The organism is Phyllobacterium trifolii, assembly GCF_014192095.1.
Lineage (GTDB): Bacteria > Pseudomonadota > Alphaproteobacteria > Rhizobiales > Rhizobiaceae > Phyllobacterium > Phyllobacterium trifolii.
In genome coordinates, this window is record NZ_JACHXN010000004.1 from 182,697 (window position 1) to 208,006 (window position 25,310).

27 protein-coding genes are annotated in these 25,310 nt (G+C 57.5%); 20 read left to right on the forward strand and 7 right to left on the reverse strand.

Annotated features, from left to right (window positions below; translation table 11 throughout):
- Positions 1–22: 22 nt before the first annotated feature.
- From FHS21_RS07955 to FHS21_RS07980, 6 genes are all read left to right on the forward strand, one after another.
- The gene (locus tag FHS21_RS07955) at positions 23–1,975 is read left to right on the forward strand and encodes a pyrroloquinoline quinone-dependent dehydrogenase (protein ID WP_246410944.1); all 1,953 of its coding nucleotides are present in this window, start codon (positions 23–25) and stop codon (positions 1,973–1,975) included.
- 82 nt (positions 1,976–2,057) lie between these two features.
- The gene (gene cyoA, locus FHS21_RS07960; RefSeq protein WP_183661593.1) at positions 2,058–2,912 is read left to right on the forward strand and encodes a ubiquinol oxidase subunit II; all 855 of its coding nucleotides are present in this window, start codon (positions 2,058–2,060) and stop codon (positions 2,910–2,912) included.
- Between the two features lies 1 nt (position 2,913).
- Positions 2,914–4,866 carry a cytochrome o ubiquinol oxidase subunit I gene (gene cyoB, locus FHS21_RS07965; protein WP_183661595.1) on the forward strand — a complete coding sequence of 651 codons (1,953 nt, stop codon included), beginning with the start codon at positions 2,914–2,916 and terminating at the stop codon, positions 4,864–4,866.
- Positions 4,863–5,483: a cytochrome o ubiquinol oxidase subunit III gene (cyoC, locus tag FHS21_RS07970; RefSeq protein WP_112530582.1), complete on the forward strand. Its 621-nt coding sequence runs from the start codon at positions 4,863–4,865 to the stop codon at positions 5,481–5,483. Before cyoB ends, cyoC begins: the two co-directional genes overlap by 4 nt.
- On the forward strand, positions 5,483–5,860 hold the full coding sequence (gene cyoD / locus FHS21_RS07975; RefSeq protein WP_112530580.1) for a cytochrome o ubiquinol oxidase subunit IV: 378 nt from the start codon (positions 5,483–5,485) through the stop codon (positions 5,858–5,860). The genes cyoC and cyoD overlap by 1 nt, the downstream gene beginning before the upstream one ends.
- A 378-nt stretch (positions 5,861–6,238) precedes the next feature.
- On the forward strand, positions 6,239–6,571 hold the full coding sequence (locus tag FHS21_RS07980; protein ID WP_112530578.1) for a hypothetical protein: 333 nt from the start codon (positions 6,239–6,241) through the stop codon (positions 6,569–6,571).
- Positions 6,572–6,921: 350 nt separating this feature from the next.
- Here FHS21_RS07980 and FHS21_RS07985 read toward each other — a convergent pair whose 3' ends face one another.
- On the reverse strand, positions 6,922–8,700 hold the full coding sequence (locus FHS21_RS07985; protein WP_312879856.1) for an FAD-dependent oxidoreductase: 1,779 nt from the start codon (positions 8,698–8,700) through the stop codon (positions 6,922–6,924).
- Positions 8,701–8,848: 148 nt separating this feature from the next.
- Here FHS21_RS07985 and FHS21_RS07990 point away from each other — a divergent pair, with 148 nt between their 5' ends.
- The 5 genes from FHS21_RS07990 to FHS21_RS08010 are packed head-to-tail and all read left to right on the forward strand — an operon-like array spanning position 8,849 to position 14,664.
- Positions 8,849–9,592, forward strand: a complete 744-nt coding sequence (locus FHS21_RS07990; protein ID WP_112530575.1) for a Tll0287-like domain-containing protein — start codon at positions 8,849–8,851, stop codon at positions 9,590–9,592.
- Positions 9,589–12,303: an ATP-binding response regulator gene (locus FHS21_RS07995; protein WP_183661599.1), complete on the forward strand. Its 2,715-nt coding sequence runs from the start codon at positions 9,589–9,591 to the stop codon at positions 12,301–12,303. Before FHS21_RS07990 ends, FHS21_RS07995 begins: the two co-directional genes overlap by 4 nt.
- Before the next feature lie 11 nt (positions 12,304–12,314).
- A complete protein-coding gene (locus FHS21_RS08000) occupies positions 12,315–12,680 on the forward strand; it encodes a response regulator (protein WP_112530571.1) in 366 nt (121 codons plus the stop codon).
- A 6-nt stretch (positions 12,681–12,686) separates the two neighbouring features.
- Positions 12,687–14,237: an adenylate/guanylate cyclase domain-containing protein gene (locus tag FHS21_RS08005; RefSeq protein ID WP_112530569.1), complete on the forward strand. Its 1,551-nt coding sequence runs from the start codon at positions 12,687–12,689 to the stop codon at positions 14,235–14,237.
- Between the two features lie 37 nt (positions 14,238–14,274).
- Positions 14,275–14,664 (forward strand): hypothetical protein, encoded by a 390-nt coding sequence (locus FHS21_RS08010; protein ID WP_112530567.1) that lies wholly within the window; start codon positions 14,275–14,277, stop codon positions 14,662–14,664.
- A gap of 4 nt (positions 14,665–14,668) precedes the next feature.
- Here FHS21_RS08010 and FHS21_RS08015 read toward each other — a convergent pair whose 3' ends face one another.
- Positions 14,669–15,601: a LysR family transcriptional regulator gene (locus tag FHS21_RS08015; RefSeq protein WP_183661601.1), complete on the reverse strand. Its 933-nt coding sequence runs from the start codon at positions 15,599–15,601 to the stop codon at positions 14,669–14,671.
- Between the two features lie 113 nt (positions 15,602–15,714).
- Between FHS21_RS08015 and FHS21_RS08020 the strand changes: the two genes are divergently transcribed.
- The 3 genes from FHS21_RS08020 to FHS21_RS08030 all read left to right on the forward strand — a co-directional run bounded on the left by FHS21_RS08020 (position 15,715) and on the right by FHS21_RS08030 (position 17,207).
- Complete coding sequence (locus FHS21_RS08020) at positions 15,715–16,329, forward strand: pyridoxamine 5'-phosphate oxidase family protein (RefSeq protein WP_112530563.1); 615 nt, start codon at positions 15,715–15,717, stop codon at positions 16,327–16,329.
- Between the two features lie 67 nt (positions 16,330–16,396).
- Positions 16,397–16,747, forward strand: a complete 351-nt coding sequence (locus tag FHS21_RS08025; RefSeq protein ID WP_112530562.1) for an ArsR/SmtB family transcription factor — start codon at positions 16,397–16,399, stop codon at positions 16,745–16,747.
- Positions 16,737–17,207 (forward strand): SRPBCC family protein, encoded by a 471-nt coding sequence (locus FHS21_RS08030; protein WP_112530560.1) that lies wholly within the window; start codon positions 16,737–16,739, stop codon positions 17,205–17,207. Before FHS21_RS08025 ends, FHS21_RS08030 begins: the two co-directional genes overlap by 11 nt.
- A gap of 77 nt (positions 17,208–17,284) precedes the next feature.
- On the opposite strand, the gene FHS21_RS08035 is transcribed toward FHS21_RS08030, so the two are convergent.
- The gene (locus FHS21_RS08035; protein WP_112530558.1) at positions 17,285–17,545 is read right to left on the reverse strand and encodes a hypothetical protein; all 261 of its coding nucleotides are present in this window, start codon (positions 17,543–17,545) and stop codon (positions 17,285–17,287) included.
- A gap of 136 nt (positions 17,546–17,681) precedes the next feature.
- Positions 17,682–17,999 carry a DUF982 domain-containing protein gene (locus FHS21_RS08040; protein ID WP_246410915.1) on the reverse strand — a complete coding sequence of 106 codons (318 nt, stop codon included), beginning with the start codon at positions 17,997–17,999 and terminating at the stop codon, positions 17,682–17,684.
- A 156-nt stretch (positions 18,000–18,155) separates the two neighbouring features.
- Here FHS21_RS08040 and FHS21_RS08045 point away from each other — a divergent pair, with 156 nt between their 5' ends.
- Entirely contained in the window at positions 18,156–18,815 is a 660-nt protein-coding gene (locus FHS21_RS08045) for a peroxiredoxin (RefSeq protein WP_112530554.1), read from the forward strand.
- Between the two features lie 58 nt (positions 18,816–18,873).
- Here the strand turns inward: FHS21_RS08045 and FHS21_RS08050 are convergent, their stop codons facing one another.
- The gene (locus FHS21_RS08050) at positions 18,874–19,452 is read right to left on the reverse strand and encodes a transglycosylase SLT domain-containing protein (protein WP_112530552.1); all 579 of its coding nucleotides are present in this window, start codon (positions 19,450–19,452) and stop codon (positions 18,874–18,876) included.
- A gap of 220 nt (positions 19,453–19,672) precedes the next feature.
- Between FHS21_RS08050 and FHS21_RS08055 the strand changes: the two genes are divergently transcribed.
- Positions 19,673–20,500, forward strand: a complete 828-nt coding sequence (locus tag FHS21_RS08055) for an alpha/beta fold hydrolase (protein ID WP_246410917.1) — start codon at positions 19,673–19,675, stop codon at positions 20,498–20,500.
- A 42-nt stretch (positions 20,501–20,542) separates the two neighbouring features.
- Here the strand turns inward: FHS21_RS08055 and FHS21_RS08060 are convergent, their stop codons facing one another.
- Positions 20,543–21,289 (reverse strand): isochorismatase family protein, encoded by a 747-nt coding sequence (locus FHS21_RS08060; RefSeq protein ID WP_183661604.1) that lies wholly within the window; start codon positions 21,287–21,289, stop codon positions 20,543–20,545.
- 233 nt (positions 21,290–21,522) lie between these two features.
- Between FHS21_RS08060 and FHS21_RS08065 the strand changes: the two genes are divergently transcribed.
- The 4 genes from FHS21_RS08065 (at position 21,523) to FHS21_RS31475 (ending at position 24,459) form a co-directional block, all read left to right on the forward strand.
- On the forward strand, positions 21,523–22,518 hold the full coding sequence (locus FHS21_RS08065) for an ABC transporter substrate-binding protein (protein ID WP_162701944.1): 996 nt from the start codon (positions 21,523–21,525) through the stop codon (positions 22,516–22,518).
- Between the two features lie 12 nt (positions 22,519–22,530).
- Complete coding sequence (locus tag FHS21_RS08070; RefSeq protein ID WP_112530546.1) at positions 22,531–23,292, forward strand: ABC transporter ATP-binding protein; 762 nt, start codon at positions 22,531–22,533, stop codon at positions 23,290–23,292.
- Between the two features lie 9 nt (positions 23,293–23,301).
- Positions 23,302–24,138, forward strand: a complete 837-nt coding sequence (locus tag FHS21_RS08075; protein ID WP_183661606.1) for an ABC transporter permease — start codon at positions 23,302–23,304, stop codon at positions 24,136–24,138.
- A 156-nt stretch (positions 24,139–24,294) separates the two neighbouring features.
- Positions 24,295–24,459: a hypothetical protein gene (locus FHS21_RS31475; RefSeq protein WP_376772075.1), complete on the forward strand. Its 165-nt coding sequence runs from the start codon at positions 24,295–24,297 to the stop codon at positions 24,457–24,459.
- 21 nt (positions 24,460–24,480) lie between these two features.
- Here FHS21_RS31475 and FHS21_RS08080 read toward each other — a convergent pair whose 3' ends face one another.
- Positions 24,481–25,296 carry an FAD binding domain-containing protein gene (locus FHS21_RS08080; protein ID WP_112530542.1) on the reverse strand — a complete coding sequence of 272 codons (816 nt, stop codon included), beginning with the start codon at positions 25,294–25,296 and terminating at the stop codon, positions 24,481–24,483.
- Positions 25,297–25,310 lie beyond the last annotated feature (14 nt).

Below are 25,310 nucleotides of genomic sequence, written 5' to 3' on the forward strand. Positions count from 1 at the left end.
TTTTGCAATGGTGACCGACGTGATGTGGACAAAGTATCTATTGTCGGCGTTGTCTGTTGTGGCGTTGGCGGCAACTTGTGGCGAACTCCGGGCCCAGAGCGTCGAATGGAGCACCTATAATGGTGACCTTGCGGCACAAAAATTCTCGCCCCTGAAGCAGATAACCCCGCAGAATGTGGGCAATCTCGCCGTTGCCTGGCGCACGCATACTGGCGACGTTTCATCCGGCGGACCGCCTCCCGCCGGGATGCACAATCGCCCGCCAGCCTCTGGTCCGCAGGCCGATCTTCCGCCAACAGTGTGGTCGGCGACGCCGCTTTTCGTTAATGACACAGTTTATCTTGGCACGCCCTTTTACCGGATTTTTGCACTTGAACCCGATACGGGAAAGGTGAAGTGGAGCTATGATACCAATGCTGTTCTTGAAGCGCTGACGCAGCCTGACCTCAAGAACCGCGGCGTTGCTTACTGGCAGGCAGATGCCCCTGACGCTTCGCAGGCGTGCCAGAAACGCATCTATATTGGTACGATGGACGCGAAGCTGCATTCCGTTGATGCAGACACGGGCAAGCCCTGCGCCGATTTCGGCAAGGGCGGCGTCGTGGACATCAACCAGTGGAATGTTGAAAACGCCAAATGGCCACTTTCCATTCTCCAGCCTCCGACCGTCTACAAGGATTTCCTCTTCGTTGGCTGGGCCGGCAAGGACTGGGCCGACGCTGTCGATCCTCCCGGCACTGTTTTTGCGCTGGATGCACGGACGGGCGCCCTGCGTTGGACGTTCCATGCTCTGGACGCAGTGGACGCCGCGAAGAGCGGCACCGCAAACGTCTGGGCAAGCATGGCTGTCGATCGTGACCGCAACCTTTTGTTTTTGCCGGTCAGTTCGCCCAGTCCAAACTTTTTCGGCGGCAACAGGCTGGACGCGATCTCGCTCGGGACGTCTGTCACTGCGCTTGATGTGAACACGGGCAAAGTCGTCTGGTCTAGGCAACTCGTGCATCACGATATCTGGGATCTCGACACCAATTCTGCACCGACGCTGATCGATATCCAGAAGGATGGAGCGACAATTCCGGCGCTTGTGCAAACGTCCAAGCAGGGTTTCCTCTATGTCCTCAACCGCGAGACCGGCGAGCCAGTCTATCCGATCGAGGAACGTCCCTTCCCGGCTTCAACGGTACCCGGAGAGACGGCAGCGCCGACGCAGCCCTATGTGCCGCTGCCGAAAGCTGTCGTGGGAGACAAGTGGCCGGGTGTCTTTGGCTTGGCGGACATCGTGAGCTTCGGCTATTGCAGCCGCGCCGCCGCGACGTTGCGCGACGAGGGCAGGTTTACACCGCCCAGCCTTGAAGGCTCGCTGGTTTATCCGGGTACTATTGGAGGCATCGAATGGGGTGGCGGAGCGGTCGACCCGTCGACTGGCACCTTCGTCGTCAACTATTCGAGTGCAGTGCAGATCTATAAGCTGATCCCGCGCGCTGATTATGACAAGGCGGCGACTGCCGGGGGCCTGGAAACCGGCGGTTTCTTTCCGATGACCGGCGCACCTTACGGAGTCCAGCTGACGACATTCCTCAATCCTCTGGGGATGCCCTGCTGGAAGCCTCCCTATGGTTCAATTGCTGCCTACGATCTTAAAACCGGCAAGCAGCTTTGGGACGTGCCGTTCGGCCAGGTTCAGCAATACGGCTTCTATATGCCTGAGTCGTGGGGATCGATCACCCTGGGAGGCCCCGTCATTACCGCGAGCGGCTTGATCTTCATCGGCGCTTCCATGGACTCGATGGTACGTGCACTTGATCTTGCAACCGGCAAGGTGTTGTGGAAGTCTCTTGTGGCAGCTCCGGCCGTCGCGCTTCCGGCGGTTTATGAATATAAGGGCAAACAATATGTCGTGTTTGCAGCGGGGGGTAATTCGATCCTCACTCCAAAGGTCAGCGACGAAATCATCGCGTTCGCCCTGCCGAACTGACACGCCGTGCCATTGCAGCTTGGAACCGGGTTGGCAAAAGGGGCTTCGTTGATGAGACAATCCGGTTACTGGTCATTACGTCATGTCTGACGTAGCGGGCTCTTACTGGCGCAGCGGCGTTCTTGACCCGCAGGGACCGGTTGGCGCCGCACAGAATACGATTTTGCTGAACGCGACAACGATCATGCTGGCAGTGGTCATTCCGGTCATTGTGCTCACTCTCGGGTTCGCCTGGTGGTTTCGGCACAGCAACGCGCGGGCGCGTTATATGCCTGACTGGTCCTATTCGGGCCGCATCGAATTGATCGTCTGGTCGATACCCGCGATGGTGGTGCTTTTCCTCGGCGGAATCGCCTGGGTCGGCTCCCACGATCTCGATCCGGGCAAGCATATCGCTGCCAATGCCGCTCCGATCAATGTGCAGGTGGTCTCCCTCGATTGGAAATGGCTCTTCATTTATCCCGATCTGGGCGTCGCAAGCGTAAACAGCCTCGTGGTGCCGGCAGGTGTTCCGATACGCTTTCAGCTTACGTCGGCAACTGTCATGAACAGCTTTTTCGTGCCCCAGCTCGGCAGCCAGATTTATACGATGGAGGGCATGACGACGCGGCTCAATCTGCTCGCAGACAAGCCGGGAAGGTACCCGGGACTTTCGGCGCAATTCAGCGGTGAAGGCTTTTCGGATATGCGCTTTGTGGTCGATGCAATGCCCCAGCAAGCCTTCGACCAGTGGACCGCAAACACGCGCGCCGCTGGCGGGAATTTGGACAAGGCCAGCTATGCGCAGCTGGCGCGTCCGAGTTCCGCGGTAGCACCGTCCACCTTTGGGCAGGTCGAGCAAAACTTGTTCAATGATATCGTGAATGCAAACAACCCCGCATCCGGCACATCCCCCAACGGGCACCATTCGGCACCCTCAATCTCTGACGGAACCTGACATGCTTGGAAAGCTCAGCTGGGCCGCCATACCCTTTGACCAGCCCATTCCCATGATCGCATCCCTGATGGTCATATTCGCGATCTCGGCGGTGTTGCTGCTTGTCATGTGGAAAGGCTGGTGGCCTTATCTCTGGTCCGAATGGATCACCAGCGTCGATCACAAGCGCATAGGTGTCATGTATATCCTGCTTGCGCTGGTCATGCTCGTCCGGGGCTTTACCGATGCGATCATGATGCGCTCTCAACTGGCGCTGGCTGCTGGCGGCGCGCAGGGTTATCTGCCGCCGGAGCATTACAATCAGATCTTCTCGGCCCATGGCACGATCATGATCTTTTTTGTGGCGATGACCTTCATGGTCGGCCTGATGAACTTCGTCGTGCCTCTCCAACTCGGTATCCGCGATGTGGCGTTTCCCGTGTTGAACTCGGTCAGCTTCTGGTTGACGGCGGCAGGTGTGCTGCTTGTAAACATGTCACTCGTCGTCGGTGAGTTCGCGAGAACAGGGTGGCTGGTCTACCCGCCCCTTTCGGAATTGGCCTATTCGCCCGGGGTTGGCGTCGATTATTACCTCTGGGCGCTGCAGATATCCGGCGTGGGCACGCTTTTGTCAGGCATAAATCTCACCACGACCATCCTGAAGCTGCGAGCACCCGGCATGGGCTATATGAGGATGCCGATCTTCTGCTGGACAGCACTCGCTTCCAATCTACTGATCGTTGCGGCTTTCCCGATCCTGACCGCGACCTTCGCGATGCTCCTCCTCGATCGCTATCTCGGATTCCATTTCTTCACGAACGAGGCCGGCGGTAACGCCATGATGTATATCAACCTCATCTGGGCCTGGGGTCATCCTGAGGTCTATATCCTGATCCTGCCCGCATTCGGAGTTTTCTCCGAGGTCATCGCTACCTTTTCCGGCAAGTCGCTGTTCGGTTATCGCTCCATGGTCATCGCCACCATGGCAATATGCGTGCTCTCGTTCATGGTATGGTTGCATCACTTCTTCACGATGGGCGCAGGCGCGGACATCAACGGCTTTTTCGGGATCATGACGATGATCATCGCGGTGCCGACCGGCGTGAAAGTCTTCAACTGGTTGTTCACGCTTTATGGAGGCCGTCTCCGTTTCGATGCGCCGGTCTATTGGGCGCTGGGCTTCATGGTGACCTTTGTCGTTGGCGGCATGACGGGCGTGCTACTTGCAATTCCACCTGCCGATTTCGTCCTGCACAACAGCCTTTTTCTCGTGGCGCATTTCCATAATGTGATCATCGGAGGCGTGCTCTTTGGAGCTTTCGCCGGATATACGTTCTGGTTCCCGAAAGCGTTCGGCTTTAAACTGGACGAGCGTATCGGCAAGGCAATTTTCTGGTGCTGGTTCATTGGTTTTTATCTGGCCTTCATGCCGCTCTACATCCTTGGCCTGATGGGCGCGACGCGGCGGATGCAGCACTACGATGTTGCCGGGTGGCAGCCTCTGATGCTGGTCGCACTGGTTGGCGCAATCGTCATCCTCACCGGTATCGTCCTCACCGGCGTTCAACTCGTCGTCAGCATCCGCACACGCGACCAGCGACGCGATCTTACCGGCGATCCATGGGATGGGCGCACACTCGAATGGTCCACACCTTCTCCGCCTCCCGCCTGGAACTATTCCGTCTTGCCATCGGTAGACGGCCTCGATCCCTTCTGGGAAGCAAAGAAAAGTCCCAAATCCCGCCGTCAAGATGGTCCCTATCCGGAAACAATCGCAGTTCCACGCAACAGCCCCATCGGGTTCGTACTGGCATTCTTTGCCGTCATGGCCGGCTTTGCCCTGATCTGGCATATCTGGTGGATGGCTATCGCCGGATTGATAGGGGCTCTCATGACCATTCTTGCCCACGCTTGGCGCGTTTCGGACGAGGTCGAGTACATCGTTGAGAGCGAAGTGTCGCGAGCGGCCATATGAGTGCAAGTTCATCGACTCACTCAGAGGTTCGCGAGATTCCACTATCGGAACGCGGCCCCGCGCCGAGAAATGTGGTGGTCAGCTTCGGCTTTTGGCTGTTTCTCCTGAGCGACATCGTCATATTTGCGGCGTTGTTCGCGGCGTTTGCGGTGTTGTCGCATGAGACGGCGGGTGGACCTTCGGGGGACGATCTCTTCGATCGCAGCCGCGTCCTTCTGGAAACTGCTATTCTGCTCGCGTCAAGCTTCACCTGCGGACTGATGTCGTTGGCCGTCGAACAACGCAAACTCATCCCGGCCGCGAGCTGGGGCGCGGTCACATTCTTGCTCGGTGCGACCTTTGTCGGCATGGAACTGTCTGAATTCCATGGCATGATTGAGAGCGGTGCCGGACCCGATCGCAGCGCCTTCCTCTCCGCCTTCTTCACTCTGGTGGGCACACATGGCCTGCATGTGTCGGCGGGGTTGTTCTGGTTGCTGGTGATGTTCGCGCAGGTGCTGACGCTCGGTTTCCGTCCGATGGTCCTGCGGCGGCTACGCTGTTTCAGCCTCTTCTGGCACGCACTCGACATTGTCTGGATAGGTGTTTTCACAATCGTTTATCTTGGAGCCCACTAATGGCAGAACCCATTGAAACGACCGAGGATCAAGAGGCCGGTGCACCGCGCGTGGCCGGGGGAAGTTGGCAGGGTTACCTTATCGGGCTGGTCTTTGCGATCATATTGACGCTGGCTTCATTCTGGGTTGCAGGAACCGACATGATCTGGGGACCGGGTGTGCCGATCCTGCTTGCCGTATTGGCGATTGCCCAGATGGGCGTCCACCTCGTCTTCTTTCTTCACATTTCGAGCGCACCCGACAGCCTCAACAACATCCTTGCGCTGGCCTTTGGCGTCTTTGTCGTTGCCCTTGTTGTGTTCGGCTCAATGATCATCATGGCTAATCTCAATGCGAACATGATGTCGATGCCGGAACTGATGAATATGCAACGCTAGCCAAGGTCGGATGTAGCGCTCTTGCGCGGTATGAGATACTAGGATCGCGGGCGCGACTGCCATTAGCTTTAGAATGGGGTCGGGCGGGCGATTGACGTCTACCTCGCTGCCACGAACGAACGTGACCGCCCTCCTTTCTCAGAGCCCGTTTGGAAAGTCGCTGCGGCGAAGGCATATGGCGTGGTTTTCGAGAACCGGAGCGCAGCGTACATTAAGTACGTGAGCACCGGAAGCGCAGAAAACCGCGTCAGATGACCGCCGCGGTAGAGTTTCAAAATGGCTTTCAATCGAACGAGCTACTTTCCGGCACATGCGCAGCCAGTATCTTCGGGGTGCTGCTCGTCCATGGGGTGATTCGAGCAGAGCATAGGGGGACGAATGCTGACTGTTTCGTTGTTCTTGGGCGTATATCTGGCGGGAACCAGGGTTGAACAGGGTGATGCCGTCATGCAGGCCCAATTCGATCTGATGAAATTATCCTACGCCTGCAGTGACCCTCTCTACAGGACGAAGAGGGATTCCGTCAGACGCTGGGTGAGGAAGTTCGATACGGACACGACTTTCAAGGATGAGGACGTATCCAGTCTGGACAGTGGCTTGAAGAATGCCACGACCCGGCTGAGCAAGCCCATCAACAAGGGTGATTGTATCACGCTCCTCACCGAGGCGCAGGCAAAGGTAGACCAGCTGTTCGAGGAATTCAGCCGCTAGAACCTTTCAGGTTCTGTCTGAAATGCGCCTCCCTCTCCGTCCTCGGATCAAGCCCGAGGATGACGGAGAGGTCGGTCCCGTTTCTCAAACGCCATTGTGAATTGACCATGCGCGCCCCAGCGTGCAGTTTTTAGCATCGCCACTAGGGAAACCAAAACAGCGCTCCCGGCCCCCTTTATACGTCTGTTGAAAAGGCCGCGCTTTTGGAGGCAAAGATGCGACTATTCTTGATGCTCGTTCTAATGGCCTTGAGCGGCTGTGTGTCCAATGGCTCTCCGCCGGACAATGATGCCATACCACGCCGGCCGTCCTGGGCCGGAAATAACTAACAGCCAAAGTCGGCGTGACCCTCAAACTCCAAGCATCATCGTAACGTGATCGGCAAGGCGCAAGGTCAGGGCGACGATCGTCAGCGTCGGCATATCGTTGCCGCATGTCGGGAAGACCGAACTGCCGGCGATGTGCAAATTATGCATACCGTGGACTTTGCAATTCTGATCCACCACGCCAAGACGCGGATCCACGTGCATGCGCGTCGTTCCCATGTGGTGATTGCACCCGATGATGGGATGCTGCTGTCCTTCGTCCTCCTGCTCCATATCGACACGCGCCATACCCGAACCTTCGAGCTGCTCCTTCATCAATCCCAGCATGCGCCGGTGCGTGCGCTTCTCAAGATCGCCCACCCGCCAGTTCAGTTCCGCCCGGTTCAGGCCGAGACTGTCGCGTTGCCGGGAGAGTGTGACACGGCTCTCGCGATCCGGAACCGGCTCGACAACACTCTCGATCTGAAAATGATCCGATTTCGCGGCAAGCTTCAGCCTGCGATAGATCAAGGACGCCATCAGGTTGGGACTGCCACGCGCCACAGTGGCGAAGGTTCGCAACTTGATGTCCCGGTAGTTTCTCCGTTGAATTGCGCTATAGAGTTCATGAAAGCGTTCGGTGACATCGCTGTTTTCGCCTGCCCGGCACGCGCGGAAATAAGTTCGGCACTGGACCAGCTTTTCCTCCCGCTGCACGTGCTCGGCAAGGCCGAAATGGGCGCTGGCGCTGGTGCCATCCACGGCAAGCTCGGGATTGTGATACGTGTGACGCGCATCGTAAAAACGGAACGCCGCCGCGGTGCTGGACGGCATCACCTGCCCTTGGCGGATACGCGGATGTTCCATGAAATAGCGGCCCACCACATCGTGCTCGTTGCCAAGCCCAGCCGACGCCACCTTGTTCGAAAGAAGCATGAGTCGGGCGTTCTCGACACCGCCTGCAGCCAGGATAGTCCGCTTTGCCCGGACGAAAAACGGCTTCTGCGCTGACGACACAACATGGACACCCGTCACAACGGAAGCGTCATCATTGGTGGCGATCTCGGTTACGTTGGCGTTGAGAAGCACCTTGGTCGTCCTGGCAGCGGCCAAAGAAGCGCGGTAGTCGCGTCCAAACCGCGTCGGAGGGCTGAACTTGCTGACGATCGTCTCGAGCGATCCATCGTTCAACTCCAGTAACTGAACCTGTTTGGGAGAAAGGTGCTCGCGCCAGAACTGCGGTTCAAAGCTATGGTCATTGACCTTAACGAGATCGTTCGCACGGTGATAGTAGCGTTCCACTTCGGTTAGATCGATTGGCCAGCCGCTGTTTGGAACCCAATCCCTTCGCTCGAAATCGATGTCTATGAAGGGCCGTATCCACCCGCCCCAACAATTGGAGCTGCCGCCCAATTGCCGCGTCCTGGTGGCGTGAAGATCATAGTCAAGACCAACATTTTCGCTGCGATAGAGCGCTTGCGACTGAGCGTTGAACTTGAGTCCGCCGCCTTCAAGGACGCATGTTTCTATGCCGCGCCGCGCAAATTCCAAAGCAAGCGTTATACCTGCCACCCCGCCGCCGATAATGCAGATTTCCGTATGGAGTACAGATCCGCATGGAAGTTCTCTCGCATCGATAAACATACGCTTACAAGGCCCCCGTTCCCCCTGGAGTACTCTTGTGATTATACCGTTAGAATTAGCTTGAGAAAAATGCGCCACGACGGGTGAACGGCGTAGTCTCTTTGGTGGATACCCCCGTCGTTTGATTGCTTGCGATGCTCCAAAGGTGGGGCGTCTTCGCCGCCTCGATGGCGCAGTCATACTGCGACGTCCGCCCCGCCTCACAGAACCAGGAAATCCTTGGCGGGTTCGAATAATGTCGCCAAAAGTACCTCCGAATGGGGCGCTTTTGAATCTTTCCAGCGTCTGTTACACTGTTCCCATAATCAATAAAATACGGGGAACCACCATGCATCGCGGTCTGAGGTGCGGAGTTTTTCTAGCAGGGGTTGTATTTTGCGCTTTTGCAGGTGCGGTCGCCGCGGACGACAGCAATGACATCGCGACGGGGGAACGGCTGGCTGCGTTCCTGCGTGCTGGTCGCACTGTGATTTCCGGCCACCAAAAACTGATCAACGACGCATCGATAGGCGACAAGCATCTGACGGGGCAACGTGTTGCTGACGAGACGCTTGAAATCTTCGCCAAGGGAAAACCTGCGCCAGAAGACAGTTTCGATGCGGACGACAAAAAGCTTTTTGATGCCCAGGTCGCTGCCTTGCGCGAAGTCGTCGATGAGCATCAAAAGATGATCGATGTAGAGGGCGTGGGTTTCAAGGGCTTTATTCCCGCCACGTTTGCCCGCCTCGTCAATGAACGCTTCGGGGAAAAAGTCGGTGATCAGGCAAAGATGAAGGTGACAGCTCCAAAGGAACTCGTGCGCAATCGCAAAGCCCTGCCCGACCAGTGGGAGCAGCAGGTCATCGAACAGAAATTCATGTCCGCCGATTGGCCAAAAGGCAAACCCTTCGTCGAAGAGGTTCCCATGAACGGCCGTCCTGCGTTTCGCATGCTCATTCCCGAATATTATTCCGCTTCGTGCCTCAGTTGCCACGGAACACCAAAGGGGGAGATGGATATCTCCGGCTATCCGAAAGAAGGCGGTGCAGAAGGCGATCTGGGCGGTGCAATGAGCATCACACTGTTCAAATGAGCGCTTTCAATGCCATTCGGTCCCGCATCGGCCGGCTCCTGGAACGGAAGATACCACTGCGCCTCGCCTGCCTTTCGGCGGCCCTGTTGGGAGCGCTTCTTCTCAGCGTCGCCTTCATGGCCCATGACCTTCTCGACAATCAACGGCGTGTCCAGGTGGCAAACGCGCGTTTTCACATGTTCAGCGAGGCCGCCAAGGCACACAGGCATTTTGGTGAAATGCGCTATTGGCTGACCGATCTGTCGGTGAGCCTCCTGACGCTGTCGGAGCGTCGCGCCGAAACCGCAAGAACTGCCCTCGATGCGGATTTGGCGCGTATCAGGGAGTTTGCTCCCGACGCCGCCGATATGATCCAGAAGGGGGCAAAGTCCTATTACGATCAGGCGATGGAAGCCGTCGATGCCTACACCAACGACAACCGCGTCGTCGGCAACACGCGCCTCGCCGCAGCAAGAAGTTACAGCGACGAAATAGACGGCGTACTGACGGCGCTTGAAACGCGCCTCGAAACTGAAGCCGATGGTGCGCGCGATATGGCCGTCAAGACGATGCGGAATACCTTTAACCGCGCCATGATTGCCGTCAGTGCCATTACCATCGCCGGCGCGATCATGACGTGGCTGGTGCTTCGGTCCATCCTTGTTCCACTGGGCCGCGTCGACAGGGCCATGGCTCAGCTTACCGAGGGACGCGAGGATGTCGAATTGCCTCCCGAGGGTCGCGACGAGTTTGGCCGGCTCGCGACGACATTGCGTCTGTTGCGCGATGGGCAAGCAGAACGGCGCGTGCTCGAAGCCGCTGCAGAGCACCAGCGCAACACTGTCCGGACTGCGATCGAAACCATTCCCGATGGCTTTGCCTTATTCGACGCCGACGACAAGCTTGTCCTCGTGAACCAGCGGTATCTGGAGATTTTCCCCGAGACAGCGGACCTTATGACACCCGGAACCAGCTTCGAAGAAATCATGCGCGCGCAAGCGGAGCGTGGCCGGACCGAAATAGATCGTGCCGAGCGGGAGGCTTGGCTCAAGGAGGCAATGCGCCGCCAGCGGGACCCGCAAGGTACAATGGAACGGCAGTTTGCCAACGGCACCTGGATACGCGTTGCCAAGCGCAAGACGCCGGAAGGCGGTACGGTCGCGGTCTATACCGACATCACTGATCTGAAGCACCGTCAGACGGAGCTTGAGGAAGCAAAGCGCGGCGCGGAAGTCGCCAGCCAGGAAAAGAGCCGTTTCCTCGCCTCGATGAGCCACGAATTGCGCACACCCCTCAATGCAATCATTGGCTATAGCGAAATGCTGATGGAGGATGCCAGCGACTGGGGCAAGCCAGGTTTTGTTGCCGATCTCGGCAAGATCATGGGATCGGGCCGTCACCTTCTCGCATTGATCAATGATGTGCTCGATCTTTCGAAGATCGAGGCGGGCAAGATGGAGCTCTACATCGAGCCTGTCAGCCTGAAACAGCTCCTGGTCGATGTCGAAAGCACCGTTGCTCCACTGATCGCCAAAAAAGGCAATCGCCTGACGGTAACCGTATCGGTCGAGCCCGACGAAATCGAAACAGACAAGACCAAGCTGCGGCAAAACCTTTTCAATCTGCTCTCAAATGCCGCCAAGTTTACCGAGAACGATGAGATCCGGCTGTCGGTCCGGCGCTATCACGACGACGAGCGTGGCGATCTGGTGGAGTTCGCTGTCAGCGACAACGGTATTGGCATGACAAAGGAGCAACAGGCAAAGCTCTTCCAAGCGTTCGTACAGGTCGACGCATCCACCACACGCAACTATGGCGGAACCGGCCTCGGCCTCGCCATCACCCAGCACTTCATCAAGATGATGGGCGGTGCGATCGAGGTGGAAAGCAAATTCGGCGAAGGCTCGACCTTCCGGTTCACAATACCGGCAAACGGCACCATACCCCTCGCCGAGGAAACCGCTCCGCAGGCGGAGCTGCCTGATAACGCGCGGCGCGGAACCGTTCTCGTCATCGACGACGAAGCGCGGGCGCGCAAGTTCATTTCTGACACTGTCCGCAGCGCGGGCTTCAACGTCATCGAAGCCGCCGGTGGCGAAGAGGGCATGGCAAAGATGCGCAAATCGCGCCCTGACGCGATCATTCTGGATGTTATCATGCCCGGTCAGGACGGCTGGTCGGTGCTGCGCGAGATCAAGTCGGACAAGGCGCTGCGCGATATCCCTGTGATCCTTGCAACCGTCGTCGCGGATCGGGAGATGGGGTTGGCCTTCGGTGCGGCGGGCCATCTGGTCAAGCCTATCGATCCGCGTCAGCTCGTTGAAATGTTGAACGCTGTGGCAGGCGCCGGGCAGCACGACGTGCTCATTGTAGATGATGACCCGGCAACGCGGGAACTTTTCCGGCGGGTCCTCGTTCGTGAAGGCTGGCGGGTTCGGGAGGCCATCGATGGCCAGCGCGGGCTGGCGGAGCTTGAGGCAGGACGCCCCACGGTAATGGTCCTCGATTTGATGATGCCCAACATGGACGGTTTCGCGCTGCTACGGGCTATTCAGGACCGGACGGACCTCGTCGATATTCCCGTCGTCGTCGTCACATCGAAGGACCTTACCCGCGACGAACTGAATTGGCTCAATACGCGTGCGAGTGAAGTTGTCAGAAAGGGAACCAAAGGCCGCGCCGATCTGATCGCTGCCTTGAAGCGGCACGTGCCGCTCGGTGAAGATGCTTGAGGAGTTGGAATATGGTCAAGATTCTTCTCGTCGAAGACAATGAGATGAACCGCGACATGCTTTCGCGCCGGTTGGAGCGGCGGGGATATGAGGTGATTATCGCAACTGACGGCCTCGCCGGCGTCGAAGCGGCGGTGAGCAACAAGCCTGATCTTGTTCTTATGGACATGAGCCTGCCGGTCATCGACGGCTGGGAAGCTACACGGCGGATCAAGGGAAATCCCGTCACTGCCGCCATTCCTGTTATCGCCCTCACCGCCCACGCCATGGCCGGGGACCGGGAAAAAGCCATGGAAGCAGGCTGCGATGATTACGACACTAAACCAATCGAATTGCCGGCGCTCCTCGACAAGATCGCCAGACTGACCGGAGGTTGAGCGCCGGTGTCCGTTCCCAATGACATCGGCCGCCGCGCCTATATTGCCCGCCTTGTGCAGAAGATCGCCGATCCCGCACAGGCTATCCTTGGTTATCAGGAACTGGTGATCGAAGCGGTATTGGAAAACGGGCCCGCCGAAGCATTGCCCGATCTCGAGAAGGTGCTTGGCGCTGCTCGCGACCTGAACTTGCTTATCAAGCGGCTTTTGGAGATGGAAGCGTCGCAAACTGCCGGAATATTCACCGTCGATAGTGAATTGCGGCACGATTTGCGAACGCCGATGAACGCCATTCTCGGCTATTCGGAAATGGTCATAGAGGATTTCTCGGATGTTCTCGCCGCAAGCATCGTTGATGATATTGCGAAGATCATCGAGGAAAGTCGGTTCTTGCTGGAGCAGATTGATGGAAGGCTCGATGTTTTCTCCGATGATCCCGACGAAAAGCTGACAGACCATATTGACGTCACCATAGCAGCCGATCTCGCGCGGACCATTGCCGCCCGCGTGGCTCCCTCGTCCGACGAAACGGGCCGTATCCTCGTTGTCGACGACACCGCCTCGAACCGCGATCTTCTGAACCGGCGCCTCACCCGCGACGGCCATCTCGTCACTGTCGCCAGTTCCGGCGAAGAAGCGCTGCGCATCCTGGAGACGCAGGAATTCGATTTGGCCCTGGCCGATATCCTGATGCCCGACATGAACGGCATTGAACTCCTCAGCCGGCTCAAATCGCACGAACGCCTGCGCGAGATACCCGTCATCATGATTTCGGGCCTGAAAGACGATGACGCCATTATCCGTTGCATCGAGGCAGGAGCCGAGGACTATCTCCACAAGCCGATCGATCCGGTGCTGTTGCGTGCGCGCATAACCGCCTGTCTTGAACGCAGCCGTTGGCGCGAGCGCGAAAGGCGCTATCTGGCGCAGATCGAATTCGAGAAGGAGCGCGCCGACACGCTCCTTGATGCAATTTTGCCGAGACAGGTGGTGAAGCGGCTCGCCGATGGGGAAAAAGTGATCGCCGATCGCATCGATATGGCGACGATCGTCTTCGCGGATATCGTCAATTTCACGGAATTCGCGGCGCGCACCCCGCCTATCACACTGGTCCAAAGACTTGGAGAGCTGTTTTCGCGTTTTGACGAATTGGCGGATCAGCACGGTATCGAGAAGATCAAGACCATAGGTGACGCCTATATGGCTGCGGCCGGGTTGCCCGACCCGCGTCCGGACCATGCCCAGGCAGCCGTGGCATTTGCAAGGGCCATGCTGGCCGAGACGTGCCAGATGACAGGTGAGCGTCGGCTCAGCCTGCGAATTGGAATAAACTCCGGCCCCGTAATCGCCGGTCTGATTGGTCGAAAACGGTTTGTCTACGATGTCTGGGGGCACACGGTGAACGTTGCCAGCCGCATGGAATCCTGCGGGACGCCCGGACGTATCCAGATATCCCAAAGCACTTTCGACGCGCTCGGCCCGGACTTCGGCGAGTGCCACCGGGAGATCCGGGATATTCATGGGATTGGCAAGTATCCCACATACCTGCTTTTGTAACGCCGTCGCGCAGGACACCACATTCCACAGGAATCAGATGTTTGAGAAAGAAGTGAGAAGATATTTCGTCTTACCGTTCAGTGTCGCAGTTGTTTCTTTCATAACAGGTGCCGTTCTAGCGTTTGCCATCGGACGGTCAGGTGGATTTCCTGCTGGTCAGTTGCATGGCTTGCTCTTTGACTACCAGCACCCGAAGATGCTCTTCATCCGGTTTCTATTCGTGACGGCATTTTTCACTTTGGGGTCAGCATACCGTGTCTGGGCCAACGACGCGCTATTCGAGAAATACAAAGATGAACCCCAAGAGCAGCTAAAGTTGGCCTATATCGCACGCATTGTCAGTTCCGCGTCAATCGTTATCTGCACTGGGTTTATGCTGGGAGTTCTCGATGCATCTTATGCATTTTTCAAACTGCAAGCGAACTAGTCCTTTAGCCCGCGCTGGTGGGCATGCCGGGAGGAACGCTCTGTAATGTTATCCGCTCCCTCAGCCTCGGCACGGCAAAATCCATAAACGCCCGCAGTTTCAGCGGCATCAACCCCTGTCCCACGTAGATCAGGCTCACCGGCCACGGCTCTGGTTCGAATGCCTCGAGTACGATCTGCAGCTCGCCTGCCGCAAGAGCGCGGGTGGCCTGGTAAGACAAAAGCCGCGTCACGCCGAGACCCGCAACCGCCGCATCGATTGCCGCGTCGGCCGTGCTGACGCTCAGTCGCGAGTGGACCGGCACAACGACCTCCTTCTTGCCATCCATGAAAGTCCAGCTTCGCGGGGAATTCAGCCCCTCGAAGGTGATGCACTCATGGCCATGGAGGTCCTCAGGGCGCTCCGGTACGCCACGTTGCGCAAGATAGGCAGGGCTCGCATAGGCCGCACGCCGGATCCAGCCGACCGTCGTCGCGACAAGATTGCTGTCCGGCAGGTTGCCAATGCGGAGCGCGAGATCGATATGGTCTTCCACCAGATTGACTTGCCGGTCGCTGAGACTGAGCCTCAAATTGATTTCCGGATAAATCTTGAGGAATTCGATCACGACGGGGAGCACGTGAAGCCGGCCAAATACCACCGGCGCGCTCATCGCCAGATCACCCCTCGGCGTTGTGTATTCGCCCGCTGCAGTGCGTTCCGCCTCATCGACCTGCTCCAGAATGGCCTTGCTCGCCTCGACATAGGCGCGGCCGGCATCGGTCAGCGAGACATGGCGGCTCGAACGGATAAGCAAACGCGTCTTCAGATGCGCCTCAAGGTCGGAGATTTTGCGACTGACCGTGGCAAGCGGAATCCCAAGGCGGCGCGAAGCAGCGGATAGGCTTCCGGCCTCTATAACAGCAAGAAGCACGGCCATTGCATCCAGACGATCCATTCAAACCCTTCCACTTTTCGGAATGAAAACTCCAATAACCGATGTCTACAGCAATTTCATGGAAGAAACTATGTTACGCGTTCACTTATCTCAATCCTTCCGAGGAGTTGGTCATGTCATCTGGACACGCCTTTTCCAGCGACGTCGCTTTCACGCCGACCGTCAAAGCAATTCAGTCCCGCAAGGGGTCCCGCCATGGCTATGAAAGCATGGAGCAGCGTGGCTCATGGCAGACGCGTATCACGCCCGATTTGGCAGATTTCATCCACAGCCAGACCAGTATCTTCTTCGGCACGGCAAATGACGAAGGCCAGCCCTACATCCAGCACCGCGGCGGCCCGCCCGGCTTTCTGCGCGTCATCGACGATACGACCATCGCGTTCGCGGATTTTGCCGGCAACCGTCAGTACATAACCTCCGGCAACCTCGCGGATAACCCCAAGGCTTTCCTGTTTCTCATCGATTACCGCAACCGCCAGCGGGTGAAACTATGGGGTGAAGCGCGGACTGTCGAAGACGACCCAGATCTCATGCTACAGCTGATGCCGGAGGGCTACCGCGCACGGCCTGAGCAGGCGATCCTGTTCACAGTTACGGCGTGGGACATGAACTGCCCGCAGCATATCCCCATGCGTTTCGAGGCCAGCGACGTGGCCGCGTTGTTGGCCGAGCGCGACGAACGCATCAAGTCACTCGAAGCGGAGATTGCCCGCTTGCAGCCAGCTTGACGCGCACCACGTTTCCGCAAGCGCATTTAGTTTGCCAAATGGAATAGCTTTGTCTATAGTTCTCCATATGGAGAACTATTACGCGCCTCTTGATGCAGCCTTTCACGCCCTCGCTGATCCAACGAGACGGGCAGTCGTCAGTCGCCTTGTCAAGGGTCCCGCGCCGGTTAAGGAACTGGCGGAGCCATTCGACATGGGACTGCCGTCGTTCATGAAACACCTCCGAATTCTTGAGAACGACGGACTGATCAGTTCGCAAAAGGTCGGCCGCGTCCGCACCTGCTGGGTGAATACCGAGAGGCTGGCGGCCGCCGAATCCTGGCTCTCGGAACAACGTGAGCTTTGGCAGGCCAGAACGGACCGGCTTGCTGAGTATGTCGAAACCCAAATGTCCAGGAGTGTTGAAGATGCCGGCTGAAAAATTCGAACTGACCATTGCGCGTTTCATCAATGCGCCGCCAGCGGTCGTCTGGAAAGCGTGGATCACGCCTGAGCATCTGGCGAAATGGTGGATACCCGCACCCGTTGAATGCGAGGTGGTCAAGCTGGACGTCCGCCCGGGTGGTGCATTCGAGACGCGCATGCGCGAGGGTGGCGGTGAATTCCAACCGCATGTCGACGGTTGCTTTTTGGAGATTGTTCCTGAAGCCCGCCTGGTCTTTACGACGGTCCTGACGGAGGGTTGGAAGCCGGCAGAGCCTTGGCTCGCATTGACCGCGATAATATCATTTGAGGCAGAGCGCAGCGGTACCCGATACGCCGCCCGCGTGTTGCACAAAAACGCCGCGGACTCTCGAAAGCATGACGAAATGGGATTCCACGATGGCTGGGGAACTGCAATCGACCAGCTTTCAAAATTCGCCGAGCGATCGAAGTGAACCTGCGGCCGGTTCGCTACAGTACGCCATGTCTGGCGGCACGCCGGACATGGCCGCCAAGCTGCCATGCCGCTGGCTTAATTATACAGCGCTGGATTTCCCGTCTTCAAGCACTCGATCCGGCTTGCCAGGAGCGACGAGAATTGCGAATTCCCGACCCTCGAACCAATCTCGGCGATTTCGTCGAAGTCGACGTCGAGCAACAAGCCGCGTGCACTCAGCAAGGACATCACGCCTGTAACGAGCGTGCGTTCCACTGCGTAGTCCATATTGAGTTGTGCTATTTCGTCTGATTGTTCTTTGAGAATGCTAAAAAGCTGCCCCAGTTTTTCGTTCATTATTCGGTGCCCACCACGTAACCCCTGCCTGAATCATTCCAAGATTCTTGACGGAAACGTAATAGACCGTACGAGCTATTTCAGCGCCAGACCTCTAACCAATGTGGACTAGAGCTTCGGGCGACGAGCTATTTTTTCACTGTCCCGGGATCATAGTGCTGGCAATGCTTCCTTCGACATAGATATCCGCTTCCTTGGCTGCCTCGATGAACACGGACCGCGCCATGTCGCCGGTCGCACTTCCGTCCATGGCTTCTAGACACGCCAGTTGTGCGAGACCATGCAGCCGTCCGCGTTTGCCGGGCCATTCGTTCAAGAGAAATTCTGCAGCTTCCGCGACGGAGGCGATCGTGCGGAGCCTGTCGGGAAAAAGCGACTCTACTGTGACCGACCTGAAGTGAACGTTTTCCATAATGCTAGAACGCAAGGGCTCAAATTTAGGTTCCCGTTTCAAAACTTGCATCCTTGTAGCTAGTTGAACTTCGCCGTGCATTGCCTGTTTACTTCGGCGACCATGTGCTAAGTTCGCTGAAATCAAATTGGATACATTCGCCTGGTTCGCGCGGCGAATAGGCGAAAACCTTCAAATCACGACCAAGGGAGAAACGCGATGGGCCTTCGCATCAACGACACTGCACCGGATTTCACTGCTGAAACCACGCAGGGCGAAATCCATTTCCATGACTGGATCGGCGGTAGCTATGCCGTGTTGTTCAGTCATCCGAAGAATTTCACGCCGGTCTGCACGACCGAGCTTGGCTACATGGCCGGACTTGCTCCGGAGTTCGCCAAACGCAATGCCAAGATCATCGGCATTTCGGTCGATCCTGTCGAAAATCACGACAAGTGGAAGGCGGATATCAAGACGGCGACCGGGCATGAGGTCGACTACCCCCTCATCGGCGACAGGGATCTGAAGGTTGCAAAACTGTATGACATGCTGCCTGCGGAAGCTGGCGATACGTCCGAGGGCCGCACACCCGCCGACAACGCCACCGTGCGCTCCGTCTTCGTTATCGGTCCGGACAAGAAGGTGAAGATGACCCTCACCTATCCGATGACCACAGGCCGCAACTTCGACGAGATCCTGCGCGCAATCGACAGCATCCAGCTCACCGCGAAACACCAGGTTGCAACGCCGGCCCAGTGGAAGCAGGGTGAGGATGTCATCATCACCGCAGCGGTTTCGGATGAGGACGCCAACCAGCGTTTCGGCGGCTTCGAGCGCGTGTTGCCCTATCTGCGCAAGACCAAGCAGCCAAGCGCCTGAACGATACAACATGAGACCCGCCCTAACCGGCGGGTTTCATTTTTCTATCACGTTGTTCCTATTGTAATCCGCAACTCGCTAGCTGCGCGGCATAGGTACCTGCCACTGTGGCTGTTCGCCGTGCGGTGCGATCGATGCCCGGCTTGCTCCGCCACGCACCACGCGCATAGTCATTCGGACCGGCGTAGTAAGCGGCATAGAGATTGTAGGCATCGTTGAGCGGAATGCCATTCATCTGATGGCTTCTTGCGTGGTACCAGCCAATGAAACGAATAGCATCGCTGAAATCTGTACGCCGGGCTGCCCAGCGTCCTGTCTCGCGCTGATAGTCCGCCCATGTCCCATCCAGGGCCTGGGAATACCCATATGCGGTGGATGGCCGTGACCACGGAATAAAGCCAAACAATTTTGTACGCGGCGGCTTGACCCGGGCCTGATAGCCGGATTCCGTATAGATCGTCGCCATGAGGATGGGAACCGGCACGCCATATTCCGTCTCAACGCTCTTGGCCTGCTTGTACCAATTATTGAAGAAGCCGTCTCTCTGATCGAATACGGCACAGACATTGTTGGTCTGGGTTGGCGCTGTGGCGCAGCCTGTGAGCAACAACAACGCAATGAACATGATGCGGCGCATGGGCAAGTCCTTGTCTAGAGCCTTTCACCTATTCCGCAATTCCTAACGACTGGTTACCGGTTAATTGATTCGTAATCTCCTCCTTAAAATTTGATTAAAGATCGATTTAGCGCTGCGAACCTTCGCCTCTTGACCCATCCATTAATACCGTCATACAATACTACGATGAGCGACAAACATCGCTAGCGGTCTCCACCCATGCTAAAGCGGAACAATTACCATGAGCGATTTGATGCCCACTCAAACGATAGGCTTTGCAGAAACCCGCGACGGGATAAGGCTTTCCTATCGCATCGTCCCCGGGAGCGGCGAAGGCCGCTGCGTTCTCATTCATTCGCTGGCAATGGACAAGTTTTTCTGGGAGCCAACCGCGGCGGCACTCGCCGGTGCATCCGAGGTTCTCATTTATGACTGCCGCGGTCACGGCGTTTCCGGCAAGCCGGCAGGCCCCTACAGCACTGCACAATTCGCCGATGATCTCGCCGATCTCATGAACCATGTCGGCTGGTCGTCGGCCGTCGTCGCCGGTGCGTCGATGGGCGGCTGCATCGCCCTTGCCTTTGCCGCAGCCTATCCTGAGCGTGTCGACGCTCTCGGCCTCTTCGACACCACCGCCTGGTATGGGGAAAACGCGCCCGCAGCCTGGGCTGAGCGTGCGGAAAAGGCACAAAACGAAGGTCTGAAAGCGCTTGTCGGTTTCCAGAAGACCCGCTGGTTCAGCGATGGCTTTCGCGAGGCAAATCCGGACGTGGTGGAAGCCGCTGTCTCGACCTTCCTCGCCAATGAAATCGACGCCTATGTCGCGACCTGCAACATGCTCGGTGCAGCCGACCTGCGCGAAGCATTGCCGAAGTTTGACTTCCCGTGCCGCGTTCTTGTCGGAACCGAGGATTATGCGACGCCGCCGGAAATGGCACGCGTGCTCGCAGATAACATTCCCGGCGCCACGCTGACGATCCTCGAGGGCGCTCGCCATTTTACCCCGCTGGAAGTACCGGCCACCATAGCCGGCAATCTGCAGCTGCTGATCGAGGCCGCCAAGGCCTGAGGTATATAACAAGGGACGGCGCGATCACTCGCGCCGTCTGTCTTATTCCGCCGCCTTTTGGCTGGCACCACGCGGCAGATTGTACATGCCGCGTGGAAGTCCCGACAGAAACTCGACGACTTCGCCGCTGTCGATCACGTCGGCATACTTGGCGTTCATGTCGCACAGCGTCATCGCGTGGCTCGCCTCGGAACGCTCGAAGCAGCCGTCTTCGACCATCGTCACCCGCAAATTGTAGCTGAAGGCATCGACCACCGTCGCGCGCACGCAGCCACTGGTTGCGGTTCCAGCAACGATGACGCTGTCACACCCGAGCAGCGTCAAATAGCTGATGAGATTGGTACCATGGAAAGCGCTGGGCTTCTGCTTGTAGATGACGATATCGCTCGGTTCGGGCGCGATCTGCGGCATGATCTCGTTGCCTTCGCGGTTGCTGCCACCCGGTTTTTCGCCGCTGCGCTCATTCTTCCAGGCCCAACTGCCCGCGTCCCAATTGTCGGAGCGTCGCACTCCGGTTGTATAGATCACTGGCACTTCGCGGTCGCGGGCTGTTCCAATCAGGTTCTGCAGAACAGGCAGGGCATCCCAGGCGGCTTCGCCACCCGACTGGCGCCAGCGCTTGACAGATTCCAGCAGGGGCTCGCGCTTGTCGCCGCAAAACGCGTAGTTGACGTCGACGATCAGCAGTGCCGGTCGCTTGCCAAAGCCTGCCCGCGCGCCATATCCGGCAAGTTTGAACACTTCCTTGTCGCGCTCCGTCAGAAACTTGTCCCAAATTCGCTCTGCCATTGAATCTATCCTCCATCCTCTGAAAATCACGGGAAAACCATGCCATGCCGTCGCCGATCGGATGAAAACACGCTTCGTGTACCCTCCTTCCGACAAAAAGATGCCTTGGCGACTTGACTTCTCCCACAAATTTGTTTGTATGGCAAACATACATTATAACAGAATGACAAGAGAAATTAAGCTAACTGCATTTGCGTGAATGCCCGGCACGGGCGCCCTTGGAGGAGGAACTCATGATTCACAAGTCTCTTAAAACCCGTTTTGCCTGCGCTTTCGCCGGCGTAATCCTTGCATCCACCGCAATGACTTCAATAGCCAGCGCTCAAGAGGCGTGGCGCCACGGCATTGTTGAAGCCAAAGGCGATTCCGGCTTCCTCTTTCAGGCCGCAGAAGGTGGCTTCGATGACAAGCACGGCATCAACATCGACATGGTGCAATTCACCGGCGGGCCAACCGCGCTGAAGGCGCTCATCGCCGGCGATCTCGATAGTTTCGAGGCGAGCCCCGTCATTGCGCTCTCTGCATTGCATCAGGGCGCTGACGTCAAGATCATTGGCTGCGACTGGCCAGGCATGACCTATACGGTCTTTTCCGGCAAGGACATCGCGAGCGCGGCTGATCTCAAAGGCAAGACGGTCGGCGTTTCTGCACCTGGCTCGCTTCCCGATATTTTCACCCGCCTCGCGCTTGAAGCATCCGGCCTTGCCAATACGGATGTAACGTTTGCCAATGCCGGCGGCAGCGCCGATCGCGTCAAGGCAGTTGGCGGCGGCGTCGTTGCCGCTGCTGCCAGCTCAAGCGAATTCGCCGTCGATGCAGACGCCTTGAACGTCAAGCCGCTTTTGAAGGGTGTCGAGGTTACACCACAATTCCTCAAGGTCTGCATCATGACCACAGGCAAGAAGATCGCCGAGCGCCGCGAAGCGATGACCAATTTCCTCGCCGCAGAGATGGAAGGCCTCGCTCATGCGATCGCCAACAAGGATGCGATGCTCGAGGTTGCACGCAAGGTCGGTCACCTGCCCGAGGACGACAAGACCGCCGAGTTCATCTACAATGAAGCTATCGAGTACAAGGCGATCAATGCGGATCTGGCCATCCCATTGGATAAGCTGCAGTGGGTTGACGATGAAATGGTCAAGCTCAAGTTCCTCGACGGCAATGCCGATACCAAGAAGTTCGTCGATGACAGCGTACGCACCGAGGCTCTCGCACGCGTCAAGAAATAACTGGAAAAGAACATGGCCCATCTGGAAGTACAGAACATTACCAAGTCCTTTGGCACGCATCATGCCCTGGACGGTGTCTCCTTCAATGTCGAAAAGGGTGACGTCGTTGCCCTGATTGGCCCGAGCGGATGCGGCAAGACAACCGCCCTGCGCATCATCATGGGCCTGGAGACAGCCACGTCAGGTCAGGTCAAAGTCGCAGGGCGTCCTGTCTCCGGCTGTGGCCACGACCGCGGCATGGTGTTCCAGCATGCCGAATTGCTGCCATGGCGCAATACGCTCAGCAATATCGGCTATGGGCTGGAGATGAAGGGCATGAAGGAGCCTGAACTTTCCCGCACGGCGATGCACTATCTGGAACTGGTGGGCCTGACCCTGGCAAAGGACAGACGCCCGCACCAGCTTTCCGGCGGTATGAAACAGCGCGTGGGTATTGCCCGCGCCCTGGCGATCGATCCGGAAGTCCTTCTCATGGACGAACCCTTCGGCGCGCTGGATTCGCAGACACGTGAGGGGCTGCACGGCGAATTGCTTTCCATCCATGCCAAGACCCAGAAGACCATCATTTTCGTGACCCATGATCTCGACGAAGCGGTGATGCTCGCAGACCGCGTTGCGGTCATGCATGCTGGCAAGATAAGCCAGATCATTCCGATCGAACTGGAGCGCCCGCGCCTTGATATGCGCGCCATCCGCACTTCGGCGGAATATTCCAAGAAACGCACGCTGATCTGGGAAGCCCTGCACGATGCGGGCGTTTCGGCTGCAGCCTAAGGAAGAACGATGACGACAGACACAGAAATACAGGCGCCGGCCCGCGTGGAGCGCCGCGCAGGTCAGGCAAGCTGGACAAGCACTGTACCGGCATGGGTGATCACCACCATATCGGTCGCCGTAGCGACTGGTCTTTGGGAGTTCTTCGGCCGCGACGTCAATCCGTTGCTTGGTACCTACCCGAGCGCCATCATCAAGGCATTCTTCTCGATGCTGCAGACTGGCCGCCTGCAGGACGCGCTCATTCAGAGCAGCCAGCCATTCATCGTCGGTTATATCGTTGCCGCGATTGTCGGTATCCCGGTCGGGCTGTTGCTCGGCCGATACCGTATCCTCGAATCCGCCCTGGGCATCTATGTCACCGCTGGCTATGCCACCCCGCTGATTGCCCTCGTTCCCTTGCTGATCCTGTGGTTCGGTCTTGGCTTCATGGTCAAGGCCGTTGTGGTTTTTCTCCTCTCCTTCTTCCCGATCTGCATCAACACGTGGTTCGGTGTGAAGGCCGTGCCGAAAACCATGATCGAGGTCGGCACCGCCTTCTGCGCCTCGCAGACGGCCATCATGCGCGGCATCATCCTGCCGGCAACAATCCCCTACATCATGGCCGGTCTGCGTCTCGGTATCGGCAAGGCGGTCATCGGCATCGTCATCGCCGAGTTTCTCACAGCGATCTCTGGCCTCGGCGGTATCATCATCACCTCGGCGAATAGTTTCCGCACTGCCGAGATGTTCGTGCCCGTCATTCTGATCATGGTGCTCGCCGTGGCCTTGACCGCACTGGTTGGCTGGCTGGAAAAGTACGTTGCCCCATGGCAGAGCGAAATCACCGGTCACGACAGCGTCTGAAACCGCCAGCATCAGTAAACAAACCGCCGTGGGCAACCGCGGCGGTTCTTGCGTCAAAATCCTATGTTCGTCAGATATGTCGATAGAATTTGATTTCGTCGACATATTGATGCAGCGTGTCGACCCAATCGACATGTCGAAATGATGCGTCGATAAATGCGGGAAGCAGGAGTTGCCAAGAGGCAAACGGCCTCTACCTATCTGAAAGCACTCGTAGAAATAGATGTGCTTCGGGAAATCAAATCAGGACGCGAAAACCTTTTCATCAATCCAGCAATGCTAGACCTCCTGTCCGAAGGCAGTGGATCGAACGGAGCATAGTTCCGGTAGCATGATCTATCATTATTCGATCAAAGTGCCGCCGAGGTTTTCCACGGCACGGCGGGTCACGACCCCGACAAGATGCGCGCGGTAATCGGCAGGTGCGTGCATGTCGCCCATAAGATCGTTCTCATCTGGCAGCAAGCCTTTCACCGCATCCGGCTCGAACCGCGCCTGCAGCGCTTCCTCGGCTTCCATCCAGCGAAAGACGCCGGCGTTTCCGGCCCCCGTGATCGCCACATGGATATTGCCGTCGCGATGACGGGCAACGAACGCAGCTGCCAGGGCATAACGTGACGCCGGATTGCGAAACTTGGCATACCCGGCAATCTCGGGCACCTTGAACTCGATACGGACTAGAATTTCACCAGGCTCCAGCGCCGTAGTGTACAGCCCGGCGAAATATTCGGAAGCCGGGATGCTGCGCCGGTCCGTATGCAACGTCGCATCGAGCGCCAGCACGGCCGACGGGTAGTCCGCTGCCGGGTCATTATTGGCAACCGAGCCGCCGATCGTGCCGACGTGCCTGACCTGAACGTCACCGATCGAACCGGCAAGACCGCAGAGCGACGGTATGAGCGATCTGATCTTTTCCGATGCGGCGACAGTCGCATGCGTGGTTGCGGCACCGATTATGATGCGATCGGGACCAACGGTAATCCCCGAAAGTTCGGGAATGCGACGGACATCGATCAGATGGGCAGGAGCCGCCAGCCTTCCCTTCATCGTGGGGATCAGCGTATGCCCGCCGGAGAGGTAAGCGGCTTCTTCGACTTCGGAGAAAAGACTGACTGCTTCCTGCAGCGTTCCTGGCTTATGATAGGTTGTTTCATACATAGGCGTTTGCCTTC

Coding starts and splice junctions, on each gene's coding strand:
- FHS21_RS07995 (WP_183661599.1), top strand. CDS start 9,589: ATGAGCGCTTTCAATGCCATTCGGTCCCGCATCGGCCGGCTCCTGGAA.
- FHS21_RS08015 (WP_183661601.1), bottom strand. CDS start 15,601: ATGGATCGTCTGGATGCAATGGCCGTGCTTCTTGCTGTTATAGAGGCC.
- cyoA (WP_183661593.1), top strand. CDS start 2,058: ATGTCTGACGTAGCGGGCTCTTACTGGCGCAGCGGCGTTCTTGACCCG.
- FHS21_RS08000 (WP_112530571.1), top strand. CDS start 12,315: ATGGTCAAGATTCTTCTCGTCGAAGACAATGAGATGAACCGCGACATG.
- FHS21_RS08075 (WP_183661606.1), top strand. CDS start 23,302: ATGACGACAGACACAGAAATACAGGCGCCGGCCCGCGTGGAGCGCCGC.
- FHS21_RS08030 (WP_112530560.1), top strand. CDS start 16,737: ATGCCGGCTGAAAAATTCGAACTGACCATTGCGCGTTTCATCAATGCG.
- FHS21_RS07990 (WP_112530575.1), top strand. CDS start 8,849: ATGCATCGCGGTCTGAGGTGCGGAGTTTTTCTAGCAGGGGTTGTATTT.
- FHS21_RS07955 (WP_246410944.1), top strand. CDS start 23: ATGTGGACAAAGTATCTATTGTCGGCGTTGTCTGTTGTGGCGTTGGCG.
- FHS21_RS31475 (WP_376772075.1), top strand. CDS start 24,295: ATGCGGGAAGCAGGAGTTGCCAAGAGGCAAACGGCCTCTACCTATCTG.
- FHS21_RS07985 (WP_312879856.1), bottom strand. CDS start 8,700: ATGACTGCGCCATCGAGGCGGCGAAGACGCCCCACCTTTGGAGCATCG.
- cyoC (WP_112530582.1), top strand. CDS start 4,863: ATGAGTGCAAGTTCATCGACTCACTCAGAGGTTCGCGAGATTCCACTA.
- FHS21_RS08035 (WP_112530558.1), bottom strand. CDS start 17,545: ATGAACGAAAAACTGGGGCAGCTTTTTAGCATTCTCAAAGAACAATCA.
- FHS21_RS08080 (WP_112530542.1), bottom strand. CDS start 25,296: ATGTATGAAACAACCTATCATAAGCCAGGAACGCTGCAGGAAGCAGTC.
- FHS21_RS08055 (WP_246410917.1), top strand. CDS start 19,673: ATGAGCGATTTGATGCCCACTCAAACGATAGGCTTTGCAGAAACCCGC.
- cyoB (WP_183661595.1), top strand. CDS start 2,914: ATGCTTGGAAAGCTCAGCTGGGCCGCCATACCCTTTGACCAGCCCATT.
- FHS21_RS07980 (WP_112530578.1), top strand. CDS start 6,239: ATGCTGACTGTTTCGTTGTTCTTGGGCGTATATCTGGCGGGAACCAGG.
- FHS21_RS08070 (WP_112530546.1), top strand. CDS start 22,531: ATGGCCCATCTGGAAGTACAGAACATTACCAAGTCCTTTGGCACGCAT.
- FHS21_RS08060 (WP_183661604.1), bottom strand. CDS start 21,289: ATGGCAGAGCGAATTTGGGACAAGTTTCTGACGGAGCGCGACAAGGAA.
- FHS21_RS08050 (WP_112530552.1), bottom strand. CDS start 19,452: ATGCGCCGCATCATGTTCATTGCGTTGTTGTTGCTCACAGGCTGCGCC.
- FHS21_RS08010 (WP_112530567.1), top strand. CDS start 14,275: ATGTTTGAGAAAGAAGTGAGAAGATATTTCGTCTTACCGTTCAGTGTC.
- cyoD (WP_112530580.1), top strand. CDS start 5,483: ATGGCAGAACCCATTGAAACGACCGAGGATCAAGAGGCCGGTGCACCG.
- FHS21_RS08025 (WP_112530562.1), top strand. CDS start 16,397: ATGGAGAACTATTACGCGCCTCTTGATGCAGCCTTTCACGCCCTCGCT.
- FHS21_RS08045 (WP_112530554.1), top strand. CDS start 18,156: ATGGGCCTTCGCATCAACGACACTGCACCGGATTTCACTGCTGAAACC.
- FHS21_RS08065 (WP_162701944.1), top strand. CDS start 21,523: ATGATTCACAAGTCTCTTAAAACCCGTTTTGCCTGCGCTTTCGCCGGC.
- FHS21_RS08020 (WP_112530563.1), top strand. CDS start 15,715: ATGTCATCTGGACACGCCTTTTCCAGCGACGTCGCTTTCACGCCGACC.